This window comes from Novosphingobium sp. BL-52-GroH (genome assembly GCF_044813085.1).
Taxonomy (GTDB): Bacteria; Pseudomonadota; Alphaproteobacteria; order Sphingomonadales; family Sphingomonadaceae; genus Novosphingobium.
The window spans coordinates 1069009-1088217 of sequence record NZ_CP171152.1 but is presented as its reverse complement, the minus strand read 5'-3'; the positions used below and the strand labels follow the sequence as shown (position 1 = coordinate 1088217).

Annotated in this window: 16 protein-coding genes; 11 read left to right on the top strand and 5 right to left on the bottom strand. The window is 67.0% G+C overall.

Annotated features, from left to right (window positions below):
* Positions 1 to 4: 4 nt before the first annotated feature.
* The 7 genes from ACFFDA_RS17800 to ACFFDA_RS17770 all read left to right on the top strand — a co-directional run bounded on the left by ACFFDA_RS17800 (position 5) and on the right by ACFFDA_RS17770 (position 9036).
* Positions 5 to 640: an urea amidolyase associated protein UAAP2 gene (locus ACFFDA_RS17800; protein WP_404482123.1), complete on the top strand. Its 636-nt coding sequence runs from the start codon at positions 5 to 7 to the stop codon at positions 638 to 640.
* Positions 637 to 4233, top strand: coding sequence for an urea carboxylase (gene uca, locus ACFFDA_RS17795; RefSeq protein WP_404482122.1), 3597 nt, complete (start codon positions 637 to 639; stop codon positions 4231 to 4233). Before ACFFDA_RS17800 ends, uca begins: the two co-directional genes overlap by 4 nt.
* Positions 4230 to 5999, top strand: a complete 1770-nt coding sequence (gene atzF, locus ACFFDA_RS17790) for an allophanate hydrolase (protein ID WP_404482121.1) — start codon at positions 4230 to 4232, stop codon at positions 5997 to 5999. The genes uca and atzF overlap by 4 nt, the downstream gene beginning before the upstream one ends.
* Before the next feature lie 106 nt (positions 6000 to 6105).
* The gene (locus ACFFDA_RS17785) at positions 6106 to 7047 is read left to right on the top strand and encodes a YncE family protein (protein ID WP_404482120.1); all 942 of its coding nucleotides are present in this window, start codon (positions 6106 to 6108) and stop codon (positions 7045 to 7047) included.
* A 56-nt stretch (positions 7048 to 7103) separates the two neighbouring features.
* On the top strand, positions 7104 to 8042 hold the full coding sequence (locus ACFFDA_RS17780) for a LysR family transcriptional regulator (RefSeq protein WP_404482119.1): 939 nt from the start codon (positions 7104 to 7106) through the stop codon (positions 8040 to 8042).
* Positions 8043 to 8206: 164 nt separating this feature from the next.
* Positions 8207 to 8572: a hypothetical protein gene (locus ACFFDA_RS17775; RefSeq protein ID WP_404482118.1), complete on the top strand. Its 366-nt coding sequence runs from the start codon at positions 8207 to 8209 to the stop codon at positions 8570 to 8572.
* Between the two features lie 128 nt (positions 8573 to 8700).
* Entirely contained in the window at positions 8701 to 9036 is a 336-nt protein-coding gene (locus tag ACFFDA_RS17770) for a UrcA family protein (RefSeq protein WP_404482117.1), read from the top strand.
* Between the two features lie 183 nt (positions 9037 to 9219).
* On the opposite strand, the gene ACFFDA_RS17765 is transcribed toward ACFFDA_RS17770, so the two are convergent.
* On the bottom strand, positions 9220 to 9630 hold the full coding sequence (locus tag ACFFDA_RS17765; RefSeq protein ID WP_404482116.1) for a nuclear transport factor 2 family protein: 411 nt from the start codon (positions 9628 to 9630) through the stop codon (positions 9220 to 9222).
* Positions 9631 to 9741: 111 nt separating this feature from the next.
* On the opposite strand from ACFFDA_RS17765, the gene ACFFDA_RS17760 reads away from it, so the two are divergent.
* From ACFFDA_RS17760 to ACFFDA_RS17750, 3 genes are all read left to right on the top strand, one after another.
* Positions 9742 to 10749 carry an NADP-dependent oxidoreductase gene (locus ACFFDA_RS17760; RefSeq protein ID WP_404482115.1) on the top strand — a complete coding sequence of 336 codons (1008 nt, stop codon included), beginning with the start codon at positions 9742 to 9744 and terminating at the stop codon, positions 10747 to 10749.
* 13 nt (positions 10750 to 10762) lie between these two features.
* Positions 10763 to 11113 carry a Rieske (2Fe-2S) protein gene (locus tag ACFFDA_RS17755; protein ID WP_404482779.1) on the top strand — a complete coding sequence of 117 codons (351 nt, stop codon included), beginning with the start codon at positions 10763 to 10765 and terminating at the stop codon, positions 11111 to 11113.
* 233 nt (positions 11114 to 11346) lie between these two features.
* The gene (locus ACFFDA_RS17750) at positions 11347 to 11775 is read left to right on the top strand and encodes a nuclear transport factor 2 family protein (protein ID WP_404482114.1); all 429 of its coding nucleotides are present in this window, start codon (positions 11347 to 11349) and stop codon (positions 11773 to 11775) included.
* A gap of 57 nt (positions 11776 to 11832) precedes the next feature.
* Here the strand turns inward: ACFFDA_RS17750 and ACFFDA_RS17745 are convergent, their stop codons facing one another.
* Together ACFFDA_RS17745 and ACFFDA_RS17740 are read right to left on the bottom strand one after the other, a co-directional pair.
* Entirely contained in the window at positions 11833 to 13884 is a 2052-nt protein-coding gene (locus ACFFDA_RS17745) for a M13 family metallopeptidase (protein WP_404482113.1), read from the bottom strand.
* 253 nt (positions 13885 to 14137) lie between these two features.
* A complete protein-coding gene (locus tag ACFFDA_RS17740) occupies positions 14138 to 16594 on the bottom strand; it encodes a TonB-dependent receptor (RefSeq protein WP_404482112.1) in 2457 nt (818 codons plus the stop codon).
* A 146-nt stretch (positions 16595 to 16740) separates the two neighbouring features.
* Between ACFFDA_RS17740 and ACFFDA_RS17735 the strand changes: the two genes are divergently transcribed.
* Entirely contained in the window at positions 16741 to 17748 is a 1008-nt protein-coding gene (locus tag ACFFDA_RS17735) for an NADP-dependent oxidoreductase (RefSeq protein ID WP_404482111.1), read from the top strand.
* A gap of 48 nt (positions 17749 to 17796) precedes the next feature.
* Here ACFFDA_RS17735 and ACFFDA_RS17730 read toward each other — a convergent pair whose 3' ends face one another.
* Positions 17797 to 18138, bottom strand: coding sequence for a hypothetical protein (locus ACFFDA_RS17730; RefSeq protein ID WP_404482110.1), 342 nt, complete (start codon positions 18136 to 18138; stop codon positions 17797 to 17799).
* A 194-nt stretch (positions 18139 to 18332) separates the two neighbouring features.
* Positions 18333 to 19097 carry an SDR family NAD(P)-dependent oxidoreductase gene (locus tag ACFFDA_RS17725; protein WP_404482109.1) on the bottom strand — a complete coding sequence of 255 codons (765 nt, stop codon included), beginning with the start codon at positions 19095 to 19097 and terminating at the stop codon, positions 18333 to 18335.
* Positions 19098 to 19209 lie beyond the last annotated feature (112 nt).

Genomic DNA, 19209 nt, shown 5'->3' with positions numbered 1-19209 from the left:
ACCAATGACCGCCGATCCCCATCTGTCCGACCTCGCGGGCGCCGTGATCCACGACGTCGTCGTACCGGCCCGCGCGCCCTGGCTGCACCACATCGCCGCCGGCCAGACCCTTCGCATCGTCGACCTCGAAGGCAACCAGGCCGTCGACTTCCTGCTCTATTGCGCGGCTGACGATGCCGAGCGCTACAGTGCACAGGACACCGTCGCGGCGCAGGGCAACCTGTTCCTGCGCGCCGGCACGAAACTGCTTTCGAACGAAGGCCGGCCGATGATGACCATCGCCGCCACCTCGGTCGAGTACCACGATACCATCGGCGGCGCCTGCTCGTGCGAGTCCAACACGCTGCGCTACGGTCACCACACCAAGTCCGAGCACGCGTGCGTCGAGAACTTCCTCGAGGCCAACCTCACGCAAGGCCGGGGCAAGCGCGACATCGTCTCCAACATCAATTTCTTCATGAACGTTCCTGTCGAACCCGACGGGTCGCTGGGCATCGTCGACGGAATATCCGCGCCGGGCCTGACCGTTGATCTGCGGGCGGATATGGACGTCGTCGTCGTCGTCTCCAACTGCCCGCAGGTCAACAACCCCTGCAATGGCTTCAATCCGACGCCCGTGCGCATGATCGTCACCGCATGAGCTTCGACACCGTTCTGATCGCGAACCGGGGCGCGATCGCCACCCGTATCATCCGCACCTTGCGAACCATGGGCCTCAAGTCCGTCGCCGTCTATTCGGAGGCGGACGAGGGCTCGAACCATGTGTCCGAAGCCGACGAGGCGGTGTGCATCGGCGCCGCGCGGGCGTCCGACAGCTACCTCAACATCCCGGCGATCCTGGATGCGGCGAAGAAGACCGGCGCCGGCGCGATCCATCCGGGTTACGGGTTCCTCGCCGAGAACGTCGAGTTCGCCGAGGCCTGCGCGGCGGCGGGGATCGTCTTCATCGGCCCGACCACCGACAACATCCGCACGTTCGGCCTCAAGCACAGCGCCCGCGCGCTGGCAGAGGCCCACAGCGTCCCGCTCGCGCCCGGCACGGGCCTGCTCACCGACGAGGACGAGGCGGTGAGCGAGGCGGCCCGGATCGGTTACCCGGTAATCCTCAAGGCCACCGCAGGTGGTGGTGGCATCGGCATGCGGGTGTGCGAGGACGAAGCGGGCTTGCGCGAGGCGTTCGAAGTCGTGGCGCGCCAGGGGCTGAGCAATTTCGGCGACGCCAGTGTCTTCCTCGAACGCTACGTACGCCGGGCCCGGCATATCGAGGTGCAGTTGTTCGGCGACGGCGAAGGCAGGGTCATGCCGCTCGGCGAGCGCGACTGCTCGCTCCAGCGCCGCAACCAGAAGGTCGTCGAGGAAGCCCCGGCGCCACTGCTGCCCGAACATGTCCGGACAGAACTGATCGCCTCGGCCGTCCGCCTCGGTGAAGCGGCGCAGTACCGTTCGGCCGGCACTGTCGAATATCTCTACGACGCCGAGCGCGAGGAGTTCTTCTTCCTCGAAATGAACACCCGCCTCCAGGTCGAGCATGGCGTCACCGAGGCGGTCATGGGCATCGACCTCGTCGAATGGATGGTGCGCGGCGGGGCGGGCGATTTCAGCTTCCTCGAGCGCGAGGCACCGACCCCGCAGGGGCATTCGGTCCAGATGCGGCTTTACGCCGAGGACCCTTCGCTCGACTATCGCCCGACGTCCGGCTCGCTGACCTGCGTGCAGTTCCCCAACAACATCCGCGTCGAGACCTGGTGCAGTTCGGGAAGTACGGTCAGCGCCTGGTACGATCCGATGCTGGCCAAGCTGATCGTCCATGCGCCGACCCGTGCCGACGCGGTCGAGGCCGCCCAGGGGGCGCTCGACGCCAGCCGCGCGGACGGCATCGAGACGAACTTGCGCTGGCTGCGCGACGTGGTGCGAACCCCCGCCTTCGTCAGCGGCGAGGTTTCGACCCGCGTGCTCGACACCATCGCCTATCACCCCCGCTCGATCCGCGTCGTCAGCGGCGGCACCGCAACGACCGTGCAGGACTGGCCCGGCCGCCAGAAGCTGTGGGCCGTGGGCGTGCCGCCGTCGGGGCCGATGGACGACCAGTCGTTCCGCCTCGGCAACCGGCTGCTCGGCAACCCCGAAGGCACCGCGGGCCTCGAAGCGACCGTCACCGGGCCGACGCTGGCTTTCGTGTCGCCCGCGCGCATCTGCCTGATGGGCGCGGATTTCGGCGCCACGCTCGATGGCGTCGCCGTGCCGCGCGGAGTGCCGACCGATGTGAACGCCGGCCAGACGCTGGCGCTCGGCCGTGCTTCGGTGGGCGGCCTGCGCGGGTACATCCTGTTCGCGGGTGGCCTCGACATCGCACCGTACCTGGGAAGCCGCGCCACTTTCGAACTCGGCCAGTTCGGCGGCCATGCCGCGCGCCGGTTGCTTGCCGGCGATACCCTGCACCTGGGTGATGCCGAAACCGACGCGGGCCTCTCAGACGTCGCCCTCCCGGAGATTTCGACCGACTGGACCCTGCGCGTCCTCTACGGCCCCCACGGGGCGCCCGACTTCTTCACCGATGACGATGTCCGCTCGTTCCTCGCTGCCGAGTGGAAGGTTCACTACAACTCCAACCGCACCGGCGTACGCCTGATCGGGCCCAAGCCGCGATGGGCCCGCACCGACGGCGGCGAGGCGGGGTTGCACCCTTCCAACATCCACGACAATCCCTACGCGATCGGCGCCGTAGACTTCACCGGCGACATGCCGATCATCCTCGGCCCCGACGGCCCCTCGCTCGGCGGCTTCGTGTGTCCCTTCGTGGTGATCGCCGCCGATCGCTGGAAGATCGGCCAGCTCGCGCCCGGCGACCGCCTGCGCTTCGCGCCGGTCGACAGCACCGACGCGACCGAGGCCGATGCCGCGCAGCGCGCCTTCGTCGCCAGCGGGGCAGTGCCCGCGGCGTCTCCGCTGCGCGCCGTCGAAACGCTGTCGCCCATCCTCGCGGAGATCGCCGAGGGTCCCGGCCGCCCGCGCACCGTCTATCGCCAGCAGGGCGACCGCAACATCCTCGTCGAATACGGACCCATCGTGCTCGACATCGAACTGCGCATCCGCGTCCACGCGCTGATGACGGAGCTGGAGCGGCTCGCGCTGCCCGGCGTCGTCGACATCGTGCCCGGTATCCGCTCGCTCCAACTCCATTTCGACGGTCAGGCCATGGACCCGCGCTCGGCGCTGGCGGCGCTGGTGGCGGCGGAGGAGCGGCTCGGCGACCTCGAGGATTTCACGATCCCCTCGCGCATCGTCCACCTGCCGCTCAGTTGGCGCGACCCCGCGACGATCGAGACGATCGAGAAGTACATGGCGACCGTCCGCGCAGATGCGCCGTGGTGCCCCGACAACATCGAGTTCATTCGCCGCATCAACGGCTTGCCCGATGTCGCTGCCGTCGAGAACCTGATCTTCGAGGCGAACTACCTCGTCATGGGACTGGGCGACGTCTATCTGGGGGCGCCGGTGGCCACCCCGGTCGATCCGCGGCACCGGCTCGTCACCACCAAGTACAATCCGGCGCGGACATGGACCCCGCCCAACGTGGTGGGCATCGGCGGCGCCTACATGTGCATCTACGGCATGGAAGGGCCGGGCGGCTACCAGTTGTTCGGCCGCACCATCCAGGTCTGGAACACCTATCGCCAGACCGACGCCTTCACCGAGGGCAAGCCGTGGCTGCTGCGTTTCTTCGACCAGATCCGCTTCTATCCGGTGAGCGCGGAGGAACTGACCGACTGGCGCCGCGAGTTCCCGGCCGGGCGTCGTTCGATCCGCATCGAACCGTCCGAGTTCCGCCTGGCCGACTACCGCGCCTACCTCGCCGAGAATGCGGCCGGGATCGCGCAGTTCGAGGAACGGCGAAAGGCCGCCTTCGACGAGGAACGCGCCGAATGGCAGCGCAGCGGCGAGTTCGACCAGGTCGCCGAGGCCGGCGAAGTCGAGGCCCCCGACGCGGCGGCGATCGACCTTCCCGACGGCTCCGCCCTCGTCGAGGCACCCTACGGCGGCAGCGTCACGAAACTGCTCGTGGCTGCCGGGGACACGATTGAGGCAGGCGACAGGATAGCGGTGATCGAGGCTATGAAAATGGAATGTTCGGTCGAAAGTCCCGGCAGCGGCACGGTCGCGGCGCTCTACATGCAGGAGGGTCAGTCGTTGCAGCCCGGCGCGCCGATGCTGGCGCTGAGGCCGCGCGCATGACCGCGCCGAACCGCCAGAGCGCGGCCGGGATCGCCGCTGCCGTCAACGCCGGACGGACCAGCGCCGTCGCCGTGGCCGTGGAGACCCTGGCGCGCGCCGCCGCCTACGACGCGGTCCAGCCGCAGATCTGGATCAGCCGGGCCACGCCCGAGCAGTTCCTGGCCGCCGCGCGCGCCATCGACGCCCGCATCGCCGCCGGCGAGACGTTGCCGTTGGCAGGCGTTCCCTTCGCGGTGAAGGACAACATCGACGTCGCCGGCTTCGAGACGACGGCGGCTTGCCCGGCCTTCGCCTACCGCCCCGAAGCATCGGCCGGGGTGATCGAACGCCTGACCGCCGCCGGGGCGCTGTGCCTGGGCAAGACCAACCTCGACCAGTTCGCCACCGGCCTCAATGGCACGCGCAGCCCTTACGGAGCCCCGCGCAATGCCTCCAACCTCGCCTACGTCAGCGGGGGGTCCAGTTCGGGTTCCTCGGTCGCGGTCGCGGCGGGGGTGGTCGCCTTCGCGCTGGGAACCGACACTGCCGGTTCGGGCCGCGTGCCCGCAGCCTTCAACCACCTGATCGGGTTCAAGCCGACCAAGGGCCGCTGGAGCACGCGGGGCCTCGTCCCGGCCTGCCGCACGATCGATTGCATCACCGTGTTCACCGACGACACTACCGATGCACGCCTCGTCGATGCGGTAGTCGCGGGGTTCGATGCGGCCGATCCCTACTCCAAGGCGCTGGCGGACCGACCGCTCGGGCAGGCGCGCATCGGCGTTCCGCGCCGCGCCCAGCGCAACTGGTTCGGCGATGCCGAATCCGAATACCTCTACGACCGCGCGCTGGAAAAGCTGGCGACGCTGGGCGAGATCGTCGAGATCGACTACGCGCCGCTGCAGGAAGCCGCGCAGCTCCTTTACGGAGGTCCCTGGGTGGCCGAGCGAACCGCGGCCATGGCGGGCATCCTTGCCAGCGATCCCGAGGCGGTCGACCCGACCGTTCGCACCGTCGTCGAACCGGGCGCCGAGGTTAGCGCGGTCGAGCTGTTCAACGGCATCTACCGCCTCGCGGAGATCAAGCGCCACGCCGACGAACTGTGGACCACGATTGACATGCTGGCTTTCCCGACCACCGGCGCGACCTACCGGGTTGCGGAAATGCTGGCGGCGCCGGTCCCGCTCAACAGCGCGCTCGGCTTCTACACCAATTTCGTGAACCTGCTGGACATGGCCGCACTGGCCGTACCCGCCGGAATACGCTCGAACGCCACGGGCTTCGGCATCACCCTGATCGGCCCCGCCGACAGCGACCGCGCCTTGCTGGACGCGGCGGACACCTACCTCGCGGTCGCGGATCTCCCGTCGCCGCCGCCACTCGACCTGGAGGGAAAGATGCAGACCGTGAAACTTGCCGTCGTCGGCGCTCATTTGAAGGACATGCCGCTCCACTGGCAGCTCACCTCGCGCGATGCCACGTTCCTCGGCGCCTTCGAGACTGCGCCCAACTATCGCCTCTACGCCATGGCGGAAAGCGTGCCGCCCAAGCCTGCACTGGTCCATTCGGAAGAAGGCGCGCCGATCAAGGTCGAAGTCTATGAACTGGGCGTCGCCGAGTTCGGCAGCTTCGTGGTGGAGGTGCCAGCGCCGCTGGCGATCGGCACCGTGACTTTGGCCGATGGTTCGAGCGTGAAGGGCTTCGTTTCCGAACCGCGCGCGCTGACGGGGGCGGAGGACATCACCGACCTCGGCGGCTGGCGCGCCTACGTGGCGCGCGGGGCGTAACGTAACAGGAGGCGGCTGCGCCTGGCCAAGCGTGATCGCCTTGCAAGGTAGCGCCATGTTTCATCGAAAGAGCGATCATACGTCGTCACAACCTTAGGGGGAACACATGCGCAAGTTCGAATGGGTGGCTTTGGCAACAGGTGTCGCCTTCGGTGTGCTGGCATCGACCGCGCAGGCCGATGCGCCCGGCGAGCAGGTCATTCAGGTCCCCGGTTTCGCCGATTTCCTCGCGGTGGACGGCAAGACCGTGTGGACCACCAACAAGGGCCGGGTGGAGCAATGGTCGCGCAAGGGTAAACTCGCGCAAGTCGCCATGGCCCACCCCTGCGGCGCGATGGCGATCGCCCACGGCTCGTTGTGGGTCGCGGACTGCGACGAGCACGCCGTCAAGCGCATCGACGTGAAGACCGCCACGCTGACCGCCACCATCGCCACCGGTATCGCCTCTACCGGCGAACTCAACGTCGTGGCGGGTGACGGCTCGATCTGGGTCGCCAGCGACAACAAAGGCGTGGTCTCGCGCATTGATCCGGTGAGCAACACGGTCAGCGCCACGATCCCGGTCGATCCGGGCACCTGGTATCTGGCTTTCGGGCACGGCGCGCTCTGGGCCGTCAGCGCCCCGCAGCAATCGCTCCAGCGCATAGACCCCAAGACCAATGCGGTGACCGCCAAGATCCCGCTGGGCAAGGAGCCGGGGTTCCTCGCCGCGGGTGAAGGTGCGGTTTGGGTCCAGGAGCAGGGCGACGGCACCGTTGCCCGCATCGATCCCCTCAGCGGCGAGCTGACGGGCCGGGTCAAGGTCGGCGACAATCTCAAGTGGGGCGATATCGACACCGGCGCCGGAAAAGTCTGGCTGCGGACCACCGATGACCAGGTGTTCGTCGTGATCGATGCCGGGACACTGGCGATCGAGGCGCGCCTGGGCAAGGCGGCCGGAAGCGGGGCGTTGCGTCATACCCGTTCGGGCCTGTGGACCTCCGCGCATGACGAGCATACCCTGACCTGGTGGCCCAAGTCCGCAGTGAAGGCCAAGCCGCAGAACTGAGGCGACGGCTCGGGGCCCTGCGCCCTGGCCGCCGCGCCTCGACGGATGCACGAAGCATGGGCGATCAAATGGAGCCGACCGACCAGAAGTTCGCGAAACGTGTAGACTGGAACCTGTTGCGCACGTTCGTCGACATCGTCCGGGCCGGGGGCATCGGGGCGGCCGCCCGGCAATTGAACAAGCAGCAACCGAGCATCAGCGCCGCGCTCAAGCGGCTGGAGGAGCACGTCGGCGCTACCCTGTTGCACCGTTCGGCGACGGGAATCGAGATGACGGCGGCCGGCAAGGCCTTGATGGCCCTGTGCGAGGACATGCTGGAATCGGCGAGGATGGTGCCGCACCAGATTGCCCAGGCAACGAAGCGCGTCGAGGGACGCGTTCGCATCCAGGTTGTATCCGGCATCGTCTCCATCGAATTCGACGAGGCGATCGCCAGCTTCCACAGGCGCAATCCCGGCATCCACATCGAAATACGCGTATCTCCCTGGCGCCAGGTGCTCGATGCGCTCGAACGCGGGGAAGTCGAGGTCGGTATCGGCTATGACAGCGGCGTGCGCGGCGGCCTCGTCTACGAGCCGCTGTTCGTCGAGCGGCAGCAACTCTACTGCTCTCGCAGCCATCCCCTGTTCGGCTACCGCATCAGCCAGCTCAAGGAACTCGAGAGTGAGGGCTTCGTGCTCACCGGCGCGGACGAGATCGAGGTTCTGACCAACCTTCGCCGCCGGTATGGGCTAGGCACCAGGCAGACCGGGCTGGCCGAGGACGTCGGCGAGGCTCGGCGCCTCATCGTCAGCGGCGTTGGCATCGGTTTCCTGCCGATCTCATCCGTCGGCAGTGAAGTGGACAGGGGCGTGCTCTGGCCGCTGCTCCACGCGGACCTTGCTCCGTCCTACGACATCTTCCTCCTCGCCCGGGCCGAGCCGGCGCGCGATACGGCGACGCAGTTGTTCATCGACGAGGTCTTCAGGCGGATTCGCGCGCAACGCAGGCCATAGCCAGGATCTATGTCCTACATCGCGAATTTGCGTCTGCCGCAATGGCGATTGCCTGACCACTCTCGGAAGGGTCATTCCCCGGGGAGGCCCGCATCTTGATTGGTTGGTCTGGTCTCGTTTCGTCCGCACGGCGTCGCAAGTCGTTTCGCTTTGGCAGCAATCGCATGGTCGCCCTGGGCGGCGCGATGGTGACGGCGATCTCGGCGCCCGGCGCGATGGCGGCATCGGAACCCGGCACGCGGCTGGTTTCGTGTGGCGAGCAAAGCTGCGTTCTCGTATCCGGTTATCGCGCTGACCCGGCCTCCGCCGTGTACATCAACGGCCACCCTGTGTCGGTCGAGGGCCGGCGAGCGTGGAAGGTCAGCCTTCCGGTAGAGACGGTGCGCGAATGGTCGGCGCCGCGGGCGCGCACGATCGACGTTACGCTTTGCCGTCCGGGAGCGGACGATGAAACCGCGCGGGCCGACCTGCCCATCGGACTGCTGGGGCATGTCACAAACCTTGCCGCGCTGGTCGTCGGCAGCCGCTAGTACTCGCAGCGCCCTGCGTCGCGGATCGGCGATCCGCGCGATCGTTCCCCTAGATTGTCAACTCCTCCGTCGAGCGCTATGAAGGCGGGGTCGCCGCAGAGCGGCCTTCGATGTGTTTTCAGGAGAAGATGATGAAGATCGGTCTCATGGCCCTGGCCCCGTTCGCCTTCGCCACCGCGGCGTCGGCGGCTCCCACCGAAAATCCGTTCGCCCGGGACCGTGCGGTCGTGCAGCTCGAGGGTCTCGACCTCGCCACCGTAGACGGCCAGCAGCGACTGGCCATCCGCATGGACCAGGCCGCACGCTCGGTCTGCGGCGAGCGGCTGGCAAGCGTGCATCTCGCTCTCGAACAGCGGGCCAGCGAATGCCGGACGGCCGTCAAGGCGGACATCCGTGCGCGCATCGAAGCCCGAATGGCCGACGCTTCCAGCCCCTCGCGCGTGCAGCTCGCCTCCGCGCGCTGAGTTTCGCATCGAGAGCGTGCTCCAAGCGGATGATTTGAAGTCCCGCGGTCCGAGCCCCTACAGGACGGCCCTCGCCAGGAGCATGCTTCCGCGCGACGTTGCGTGCACCCCGCGCCTTCGGGCGCAGGGTGCTGCAATGCCCGGATCGCCAGATGCGAATCTGGCGATAGAAAACAGGGGCCTTTACGCCACTCGTGCCTTTGCCGCTGCCGCTGCGTGGAACGCCGATGGTTCGTAGTAGTAGGGCTTGATCTCGCAGCACAGGCCGTCGCGGAACGTGAACATCTCGCACAGTTCCACCGGGGCGAGGGCGGGGTCGGCGAAGCGCATCGTCAGCACCGCGATCGCCCGGTCGTTGCCGAGCGCGAGGTCGGTGCGATCGAGGGCGACGATGTCGACCATGCCCATGACCCTGGCAAAGAGCTGCTGGAACCCCTCCTTGCCGCGATAGGCGCCGGCCATCGGCATGGCATCCGCTTCCCAGGCGACGAAATCGTCGGTCAGCATGGTTGCGACCGTTTCCCAGTCACCCAGGGCACAAGTGGCATAGAGGCGATCGACGAAATCGGTAAGCTCTGCGGGGGACATGCTCATGAATCCTGCTCCGGTCTGTTTGAGCGGGAGTTTGACCATGTCGGCCCCTTCGGCAAACCTAGCGTTTAGAACAGCATTCCGCAGGTGCCCGGCACGGGTAAGCAGGCGGACATGGGAAAGGTAAGACAGATTTTGCTCGCACGGCGCCCCGAGGGGCTGCCCGTGCTAGAGGACTTCGAACTGGCCGAGGCCGAGATGCCGTTGCCCGGCGACGGGGAGTTCGTCGTCGCCATGCGCGTCGGTTCGGTCGATCCTGCGATCCGCGGATTTCTCGACGACCGGCCCAGCTACATCGAGCCGGTCGCGATCGGGGCGCCGATCAACGGGATGTCGCTGGGCGAGGTCGTGGAGTCGAACAACGCCGAATATCCAGTCGGCACCCTGGTCCGCGCTTTCGCGACCTGGGAGGATCACTACGTGCTTTCAGGCGAGAGCTGGGGGCTGGAGAAAGTCCACCAGCAGCCGGGCACGGCGCTGCATCACTACATGGGCGCACTGGGGCCGGTAGGGCTGACCGCATGGGTCGGGCTTTTCGCGGTGGGCGAGGCCAAGGCGGGCGAGACCGTGGTGGTCAGCGCCGCCGCCGGCGCGACCGGCTCGACGGTCGGGCAGATCGCCAAGGCCAGGGGATGCAAGGTGATCGGCCTCGTCGGCTCGCCCGAAAAGATGGAGGTGATCCGCGACCTGGGGTTCGATGCCGCCATCGACTACCGCGCCACGCCCGACATCGCGGCCGAGATCGCCCGAGCCGCGCCTGAAGGCGTGGACGTCTATTTCGACAATGTGGGCGGCGAGATGCTTGAGGCTATCCTGTCATTGATGCGCCTCCACGGTCGCGTCGCGGTGTGCGGCATGATCGGGCAATACAACGACGCCGACCACCCGCATGGGGTGAGGACGCTGTGGCAGTTGGTGGTCAACCGTATCAAGATGCAGGGCTTCATCACTTACGACTACCCGGACGTGCTGGAGCAGGCGCAGGCCGAACTCGACCAGTGGGTGGCCGAGGGCAAGCTGCGCCCGCTCGCCAACTTGCGCGACGGCTTCGAGACGCTGCCGCAAGCCTTCATCGACCTGATGTCCGGCCGCACCATCGGCAAGACGCTGGTGCAGATCTGAGATGACCACGACCATGAGCGAAACCTATCATCCGCTGGTTGCCGAGAGCGACTTTCCCGAGGACGGCAAGATCGCCGCGCGGTTGGGAGGCTGGAGCGTGCTGGTCGTCCGGACCGACGACGGCTTTCGGGCGATCAACGATCGTTGCACCCACCAGGCGGCCTTGCTCTCGCCTGGCCGCGTGCGGCGCGGCGCCATCATGTGCCCCTTGCATGGCGCAAGGTTCGAGGCGGCGACGGGGCGATGCATCGGTGGAGCCTATGCGGACTTGCGCGTCTTTGAATTGCGGATCGCCGACGGAATGATCGAAGTGGCGGTGCCCGATGCTCCGCCGGGACCGCACGAGCGGCCGGTCGAGGCGTGATCGCTTCCGGACGCCTGCCCCAAGGCACAGGTCCCAGCAGGACAGGCAGGCACGAGGTCGTAAACTCATAAAACGCGCCTTCAAGGTTTGAGGCGAAATGGCTCGACGCAATGATGGGTCATCTTGGTCAAATCCTTCGGGCGCCCGAATGGCTTCGATCTCGAGCACCTCGATGGTGCCTTTTAACGACTTTACGACCTAGAATCGCTCGAAATACCTGGGAGAATGCCGCAATGCCTTACACTGGCCCGTTCGAGGACCGCCTCGCCATTCGCGAATTGCTCGAGACTTACGCCGACGCGGTGACGCGCTGCGATGCCGACGCCTGGGGGGAAACCTGGGCCCAGGACGCCGAGTGGTCGCTGCCCGATTACCCCGAGATCGGCACCACCAAGGGTCGCGACGCGATCGTCGCCATGTGGATCGAGGCGATGAAGGCCTATCCCGGCATCATGTTCGAAGCCTGGCCTGGGTCGATAGAGGTCGATGGCGACCACGCGGTCATGCGCAGCTATACCTCCGAGGTCTACGACCAGGACGGCGTGACCATGCGCGATCGCGGGGTCTACGAGGACGCCTGCGTGAAGGTGGAGGGCAAGTGGCATTTCAAGAGCCGCTCGTTCCGCAACATTCACCGCCAGCACGCACCGAAGGGGGTCTGAGGATCGTCGTCCCGGGGCGAGCCCGGGACGACGCTGGATCACTGTACCGAGGTCAAATCACCACAGGCGGACGCGCTTTTCGGGCGGCAGGTAGAGCGCATCGCCCGGCTTCACGCCGAAAGCCTCGTACCACGCATCGACGTTGCGCACGGTCAGCGCGCGGTATTGCCCCGGCGCATGGGCGTTGCCGATCACCTGCCGGCGCAGGGCGCCTTCGCGGTCCTTGCTGGCCCAGCTCTGCGCATAGGCGATGAAGAAGCGCTGGTCGCCGGTCAGTCCATCGACCACCGGCAGTTCCTTGCCGCCGAGCGCCTCGCGATAGGCGTCGAAGGCGGCGACGAGGCCGGCGACGTCGGCGCCGTTCTCGCCCAGTTCCAGCTTGCCGTTGAGGTGCAGGTCGGGGAAGGCCTTGTAGGCGTCGTATTGCGCGACGAGGGCCTGGCTCTGTGTCTCGAAGTGGGCGAGGTCGTCGCTCGTCCACCAGTTGCGCAGCATGCCGTCGGCATCGACGAGGGCGCCGCTCGAATCGAAGCTGTGGCTGATCTCGTGGCCGATCACCGCGCCGATCGCGCCGTAGTTGGCGGCAAGGTCGGCGTTCGGGTCGAAGAAGGGCTTTTGCAGGATCGCGGCAGGGAAGTTCAGCGCGTTCTGCACGGGCAGGTTAACCGCGTTGACGAGCTGTGGGTTCATCCACCATTCGCCGCGGTCCTGCGGCTTGCCCAGCTTGGCGAGCTGCTGCAGCGTCTTGCCCCGGATCGCGGCCATGCGGTTGGCATAGGCCTGGCCGGGCTTGATCGGCACCATCGAATAGTCGAGCCAGGTGTCGGGATAACCCACGCTCACCACCATGCCGTCGAGCTTGGCGCGTGCTTCCTTGCGGGTCGCTGGGGCCATCCAGTCGAGCGCATCGACGCGCCGGGCGAATGCGTGCCTGATGTGGGTGGCCATCTCCTCGACCTGGGCCTTGGCGGCGGGCGGGAAATAGGCAGCGACGTAGAGCTTGCCGAAGGCATTGCCCAGGTCCGCGTTAAGCGAGGCGAGCGCGCGCTTCTGGCGGGTGCGCTGCTGCGGGGTGCCCGACAGGGCGGTGTCAAAGAAGGCGAAGTGCAGCGCGTCGATCTTCGTCGGCAGCACATCGGTGTTGGCGTTGATGCGGTGGAAGGCAAGCCAGTCCTTCCATGCGTCGAGCGGTTGGGAGGCGACCAGCGCGGCGAGGCCGGTGATGGCGGCGGGGCTGTAGGCGTCGAAGGACTGCTGCGCGGGCATGCGCGCGGCGGCGAAGTAGGCGTTCCAGTCGATGCCGGGCGCATTCTTCGCGAAGTCGGCGCGAGTCCACAGCGTACCGCCGGTGGTGAAGTCGGCGACGTCGGCCTTGCTTGCGTGGGCCTTGGCAATCCTGGTCTCGAGGTCGAGGATACGCGCGGCGCGAACCTCGGGCTGGTCGATGCCGGAGAGGCGCAGCAGGTCGGCGATATAAGTCCGGTACTGCGCGCGCACGGTGACCATGCGCGGTTCGGCCGAGAGGTAGTATTCGCGGTCGGGCAGGGCGATGCCGCCCTGGAACAGGTAGGGGACGACCTCTTCGCTCTTCAGCGCCTTGGTGACGAACAGGCCGAACAGGTTCTCGGTCGCCATGTCGTTGTTGTTGTTGAACAGGTCGAGGTCGCTCTCGGTCTGCTCGCCCAGCACACGCACGAGCTGCGCCTTGTCGGCGATCTTCGCATAGGTCGCCAGGTCGGCCTTGAGCGGGGCCATGCCCAGCCGGTCGATTGCGCGAGTGTCGAGATAGGCGCGCCAGTAATCGCGCAGCCGCGCCTCGTCGGTGCCGGCGGGTGCCCTGGAGGCGAGGACCTTGTCGATCAGCGCGAGCTGCTGGCGCTCGGTCTCATCGGCGGCGACGGTATGTGCGCCGATCCGGCTGCGATCGGCGGGGATTTCGGCCTTGGCGAGCCAGGCGCCGTTGGCGAAGAGGTAGAACTCGTCGCCGGGCTTGACCGTGGTGTCCATTGCCGTCTCGTCGATGCCGAGCGGGGCGGCGGTGGTAGCGGCGAGGGCGAGCGGGGCCGCCGCGGCGAGCAGCAGGGCGGTGAGGAGGCGGGGGGCTTTCATCGGGCGGGTCCTTTCGCGGCTCAGGCACAACGCGTGGAAGTGCCCGCCGGGTTCATGCCCGAGGACCTAGCCGCTCGGCCCGCGCGGGCCAACCGGGGAGTTTGGGAAAATTGCGCGATGGCGTAATAAAAATCCTCGTCGTCCCGGGTTTGGTTCGGGACCGTGGGGACTCTCGAGGCGAGCGCGCCTGCGATGGGCGACTGACCCACGGTCCCGAACCAAGCCCGGGACCGTGGGAGTTATCGATCGTGCGTCAGAACCGCTTGGTGACTTCCACCATCACGGTGCGCGGCAGGGTGCCGAAGCCGAGCTGGTCGGCCTTGATGCCGCCGGGCGTGCCGGTGCCGCTGCCGGTCGAGGGACCGTCGACCACGCCGGTGACGTAGAAGCGGTCGGTCAGGTTCTTGCCGATCAGCGCGATCTGCCAGTTGTCGTCCTCGGCGCCGAAGCGGATGCCGGCGTCGAGCGTCACGTACTTGCTCTGGCGCGACAGCGGGTTGCCGAAGCCGGAGGCGAGATAACTGGCCGAATATTTGCTGTCGACGTTCAGCCCCAGCTTGTTGGCCGAACCGATCGAGACCTCGTAGTTGATGCCGAGGTTACCCGTCCACTTGGGCGCCACCGAAAGCTGCGTGCCCGACAGGTCCTGGCGCGAGTTGCCGGCGAGGTTGCAGCCCTCGGCCGGGGTCTGGCCTGCGAAGCACGGCGCCAGCGGGAAGCTGGTGTAACGCGCCTTGTCGTAGTTGACCGAGCCGTGGATGTCGAAGCCCGGGATACCGTTGGGCGCGAACTGCCATTCCACCTCGATGCCCTTGGTGCGCGCGTCGGCGGTGAGCGTCTGGAACGCGAAAATCGGCGAGTTGAAGAAATCGACCTGAAGGTTCGAATACTTGTAGTTGAACGCCGTCACGTTGAAGCGCAGCTGGTTGGAGAGCAGCGTCGACTTGAAGCCCAGCTCGAACCCTTGCGACTTCTCGGGATCGAAGGTGAGGTCGGCGGTCGGATCGGTCGAGAACTTCGAGTTGATGCCGCCGTTGGAGAAGCCGCCCGACTTGTAGGCGGTCTTGAACGCGCCGTAGACCATCAGGTCGGGCGTCGCCTTCCAGGTCAGCGTGGCTTCGGGCGACCAGTTCTTGAAGTGCTGGCGCGCGGTCACTTCGCCCAGGCCGTCGGGATCGTTCTGGTCGCGGAAGATGCCCAGCACCAGCGGGTTGTTGTACGGCTGGGTGAAGAAGCTGTTCTTGGTCTCGTCCGAATAGCGCACGCCGCCGGCCAGTTCGAGGTTCGACAGGATCTTGTAGGTGAGCTGACCGAAGACCGCCATGGTCTCGCCCTTGGTGAAGCTGTCCTTGGCCGTGGTGACGTACTGGTAGCCATCGGGCGCGTCGGAGTTGGAAACGCCGCCCGTCAGCACGAACTGCTCGAAGTCGCGACGGGTCTTCTGGTAGAGCATGCCCACCATCATGTTGAACGGACCGTCGAACTGCGTGAGCGCGCGCAGTTCCTGGCTGAACGCCTTCCATGAGGAATTTTCGGTCGCCCACGTCGGGCCGATGCCGTTCTCGCTGCCGGCCGACTGGAAGTCGCAGGCACAGGCCCAGCGGTTGTTGTTCCACTGGTAGTTAGTGACAGACGAGACCTGCAGCAGATCGGCGTCATAGGTCATGTTGAGCGTGCCGCCGGCCGAGCGGTACTTGTTGTAGAGCGAGCCGTCCTTCTTCGCGAAGGGGTAGTTTGCCGCGATGTCGGCGGGCATGTTGTTCTGGTGGCTGACGAAATCCTTTCCGCAGGCGTAGCCGTTGAGCTGCGAGGTCTCGCCGTTGCCGCACTGGAACGCCACGTAGTTCCACGAGGAGTTGTTGACCGTGCTGACGTCCATCGTGCCCTTGAGGTTCACGGTCAGGCGATCGGTCGGCTCCCACTTCAGGGTGGCGCGGGCAAGGAATTCCTCCTCGCCGGGGGCCTTGCGCTTGGCGGGCTCGGCGGTGTGCGAGGTCAGGCCGAGAGTGGCGGCGTCGATCTCGGTATAGGTGATGTCGTCGGCGACGTTGCGGTAGTAGCCGCCGTCCATCTTGGTGTAGCGGGCGGCGAGGCGGATGCCGAGAGTGTCGCTGAGCGGCATCGAGGCATAGCCTTCGACGCGATACTGCTGGCTCTTGAACTCGTAGCCGCCCTTGATCATGAACTCGGGCTTTGCGGTCGGGTCGGCGGTGGTGATCGAGATCACGCCGGCGGTGGCGTTCTTGCCGAAGAACAGCGCCTGCGGGCCCTTGAGGACCTCGACGCGGGCGAGGTCGAAGAAGCCTTCCTGGATGACGCGGCCCTGGCCGTAGTAGGCGCCGTCGACGACGACCGCGACCGACTGCTCGATGCCGATCGAGGTCGAGGACGAGCCGATGCCGCGCAAGGTGAGCTGCGCGCCCGAACCGTTCGAGGCGCGGCCGACGCTGAACTGCGGGGCGATCGCGGTGATCTTCTCGACGCTGGTGACGTCGCGGTTGGCGATCTGCTCGGCCGAGATGGCGGTGACGGCGACCGGCACGTCCTGCGCGGTTTCCTGGCGCTTGCGGGCGGTGACGATGATGTCGTTGAGACCGCCGGCCTGCGTGGTGGCGCTGTCGTCCTGCGCTTCCTGCGCGATCGCGGGCGCGCCACCCAGAGCGATACCCAGCACTGTCGAGGCGAGCAGCACGGATTTGGTGAATCGCATTTCAGAAACCTCCCATGTAATCGTTATTTCCCCTTGCCTAGACCCGGGCGGGCGCGATCGCGGCCTGTGCAAACGGATAGCCCTATCAGTTTGCACAGGTGGCGGGGCGGCGTGGCCGGGCAAGGGTCGGCGCGAGGAGACCTGAATTGACGCTTTGCCGTTTCTGGCGACTGGATCGCCACCCGGAGGGAAACACCGAGTTCTCCCGCTTCCTGAGCCTGCACGAGGAGACTTGCGCGCCGCTGGCCGATGGCGAGGTGCGCATCGCGGTCGAGTGGCTGTCGATGGATGCGGGCACCCGCATGTGGATGAGTCCGCGCACCGACGGCTACCAGCCGCCACTGCCGCTGGGTTCGAAGATGGTCGGCCTGGTGCTCGGCCGGGTGATCGCCAGCGCCGACGCGGCCTATCCCGAGGGCGCGCTGGTGCGCGGCTTCGGGCAGTGGGCGGACGTGGCGACGGTGGTGCCCGCGCTTACCGGCCTGGAAGTGGTGGACGAGACCGTCGCCGATCCGCGTCAGCATTTCGGTGCGCTGGGCATGAATGCCTGGACCGCCTATGTCGGGGTCAAGGAGGTCGCGGCGGTGAAGCCGGGCGAGTGGCTGGTGGTCTCCGCCGCCGCAGGGGCCACCGGGAGCCTTGCCTGCCAGGTCGGCAGGAACCTGGGCGCGCATGTCGTGGGTATCGCCGGCGGAGCGGACAAGTGCCGCTTCCTGACCGAGGAACTGGGCGTCGACATGGCGATCGACTATCGCGGCGAGGACGTCGCCGCGCGGCTCGCCCAAGTGCCGGGCGGGGTCAATGCGTTCTTCGACAACGTCGGCGGCCCGATTCTCGACGCGGTGCTGGGCAACATGGCGCACTACGGTCGCGTCGCGGTCTGCGGCATGGTCGCGGGCTACGACAGCGATGCGCCGATGGCCGGCCCCGCGCAGTTCGACCAGGTGCTGATGCGGCGCCTGCGGATCGAGGGCTTCTTCATCCCCGACTTCCTCGAGCGCGGGGCGGAGTTCATGCCGCAGCTGCGCGAGTGGCTCGATGCGGGCAAGCTGCAGGTCCGCTTCGACGAGACGCAGGGGCTGGACAACGTGCTCGCCGCCTACGAGCGGATGCTGACCGGCAAGAACATCGGCAAGGTCGTGGTCAGGCTCTGAGCGCCTGGTTCTCCCCTTTCCGAAGCGACGGGGAGGAGTTCGGGAAGCTTATTCCCTGGCAGCCAGGCGAGCCAGCCAGGCCTGGGCCTGCTTGGGTTCGCCCACCGCCTGCGGGGCCACCGGGCCGCGCGATGCCAGAAATTCACGGTGCAGCTCGAACGGCTCCATGAACAACTGCTCGCGCGCCTTGTCGATGGTTTCGGCCAGCTCCTCCAGGTTTTTGATCACCGGGGCGATCGCCTTGCGGGTGGCCTTGTCGGCGTTGTGGTCGAACAGGCCCCACTTTCCGGCAGCGGTGACCCGCAAGGCCGCGCCGAGCGCGGCGGTATAGTCGGACTCGAGGTCCGCACGGTGCGCGTCGAGGCGCTCGAGACGATCTGCCTTTGCCATGTCGCCGGCCCTAGATCACCGGCCCGCCGCTCGCAAGGAGACACCAGGTTTACACGGTTTACACTGTCCTGGGGGTGCTTCGGGGAGGGGGCCTTGCGGCAGGCGGGAGGGGGCCGGGCGGGTCATGCGGTCAAGATATCGCAGCCGCCCGGTTGTAGGAAAACGGATTGGTCCCCTCCCGATGCTGGGGAGGATCACATCGCAGTCACGCCGCCGTCGACGGTGAACTCTCCGCCGGTGATGTAGCCGGCTTCGTCGCTGGCGAGGAACAGGTTCATGTTGGCGATGTCGAGCGGGGAGCCCATGCGCTTCATCGGGATGCCGGCGACGATGGTCTTGAATCCTTCCGGGTTGTCCGACCGCGCGACGTCCTGCATCGCCGTCTCGATCATGCCGGGGTGCACCGAGTTGCAGCGGATGGCGTCGGCCGCGCATTCCATCGCCACCACCTTGGAGAACACGCGCACGCCGCCCTTGGCCGCGGCATAGGCGCCGCACATCGGCACGCCGACGAGGCCGCCGATCGACGAAAGGTTCACGATCGAGCCGCCCTGGCCGACCTTGCGCATCAGCGCGACCGCGCGCTGGGTGCCGTAGAACACGCTGTCGAGGCATACCTTGTTCTGCTTCGACCAGTCGGCGGCGGTGAGCTGTTCCAGCGGCTTGAGCACGGCGATCCCGGCATTGTTGACCAGCACGTCGAGCCGGCCGTGGCCGGCCTCGATCGCGGCGAAGACCGCGTCCCACGAGGCCTCGCTGGTGACGTCCTGGGCCAGTGCCTCGGCCTGGCCGCCGGCCGCCACGATGGACGCCGCTACTTCTTGCGCGCCGGCAAGGTCGAGGTCGGTGACGTAGACGAAGGCGCCTTCCTCGGCGTAGCGCTGCGCGGTGGCGGCACCGAGGCCGCGTGCGTTGCCGGCCCCGGTAACCAGGGTGATCTTGCCTTCGAGACGGCCCATTCTTCGTTCCTTTTCAAAAGGGTGGGGTGCCCGGCGGGAATGGCCGGACACCCTTGGTGTGCCCGTGTTGCGGGCGGGGGTACTAGAGCGACTTGCGATCCGAATGACCGGG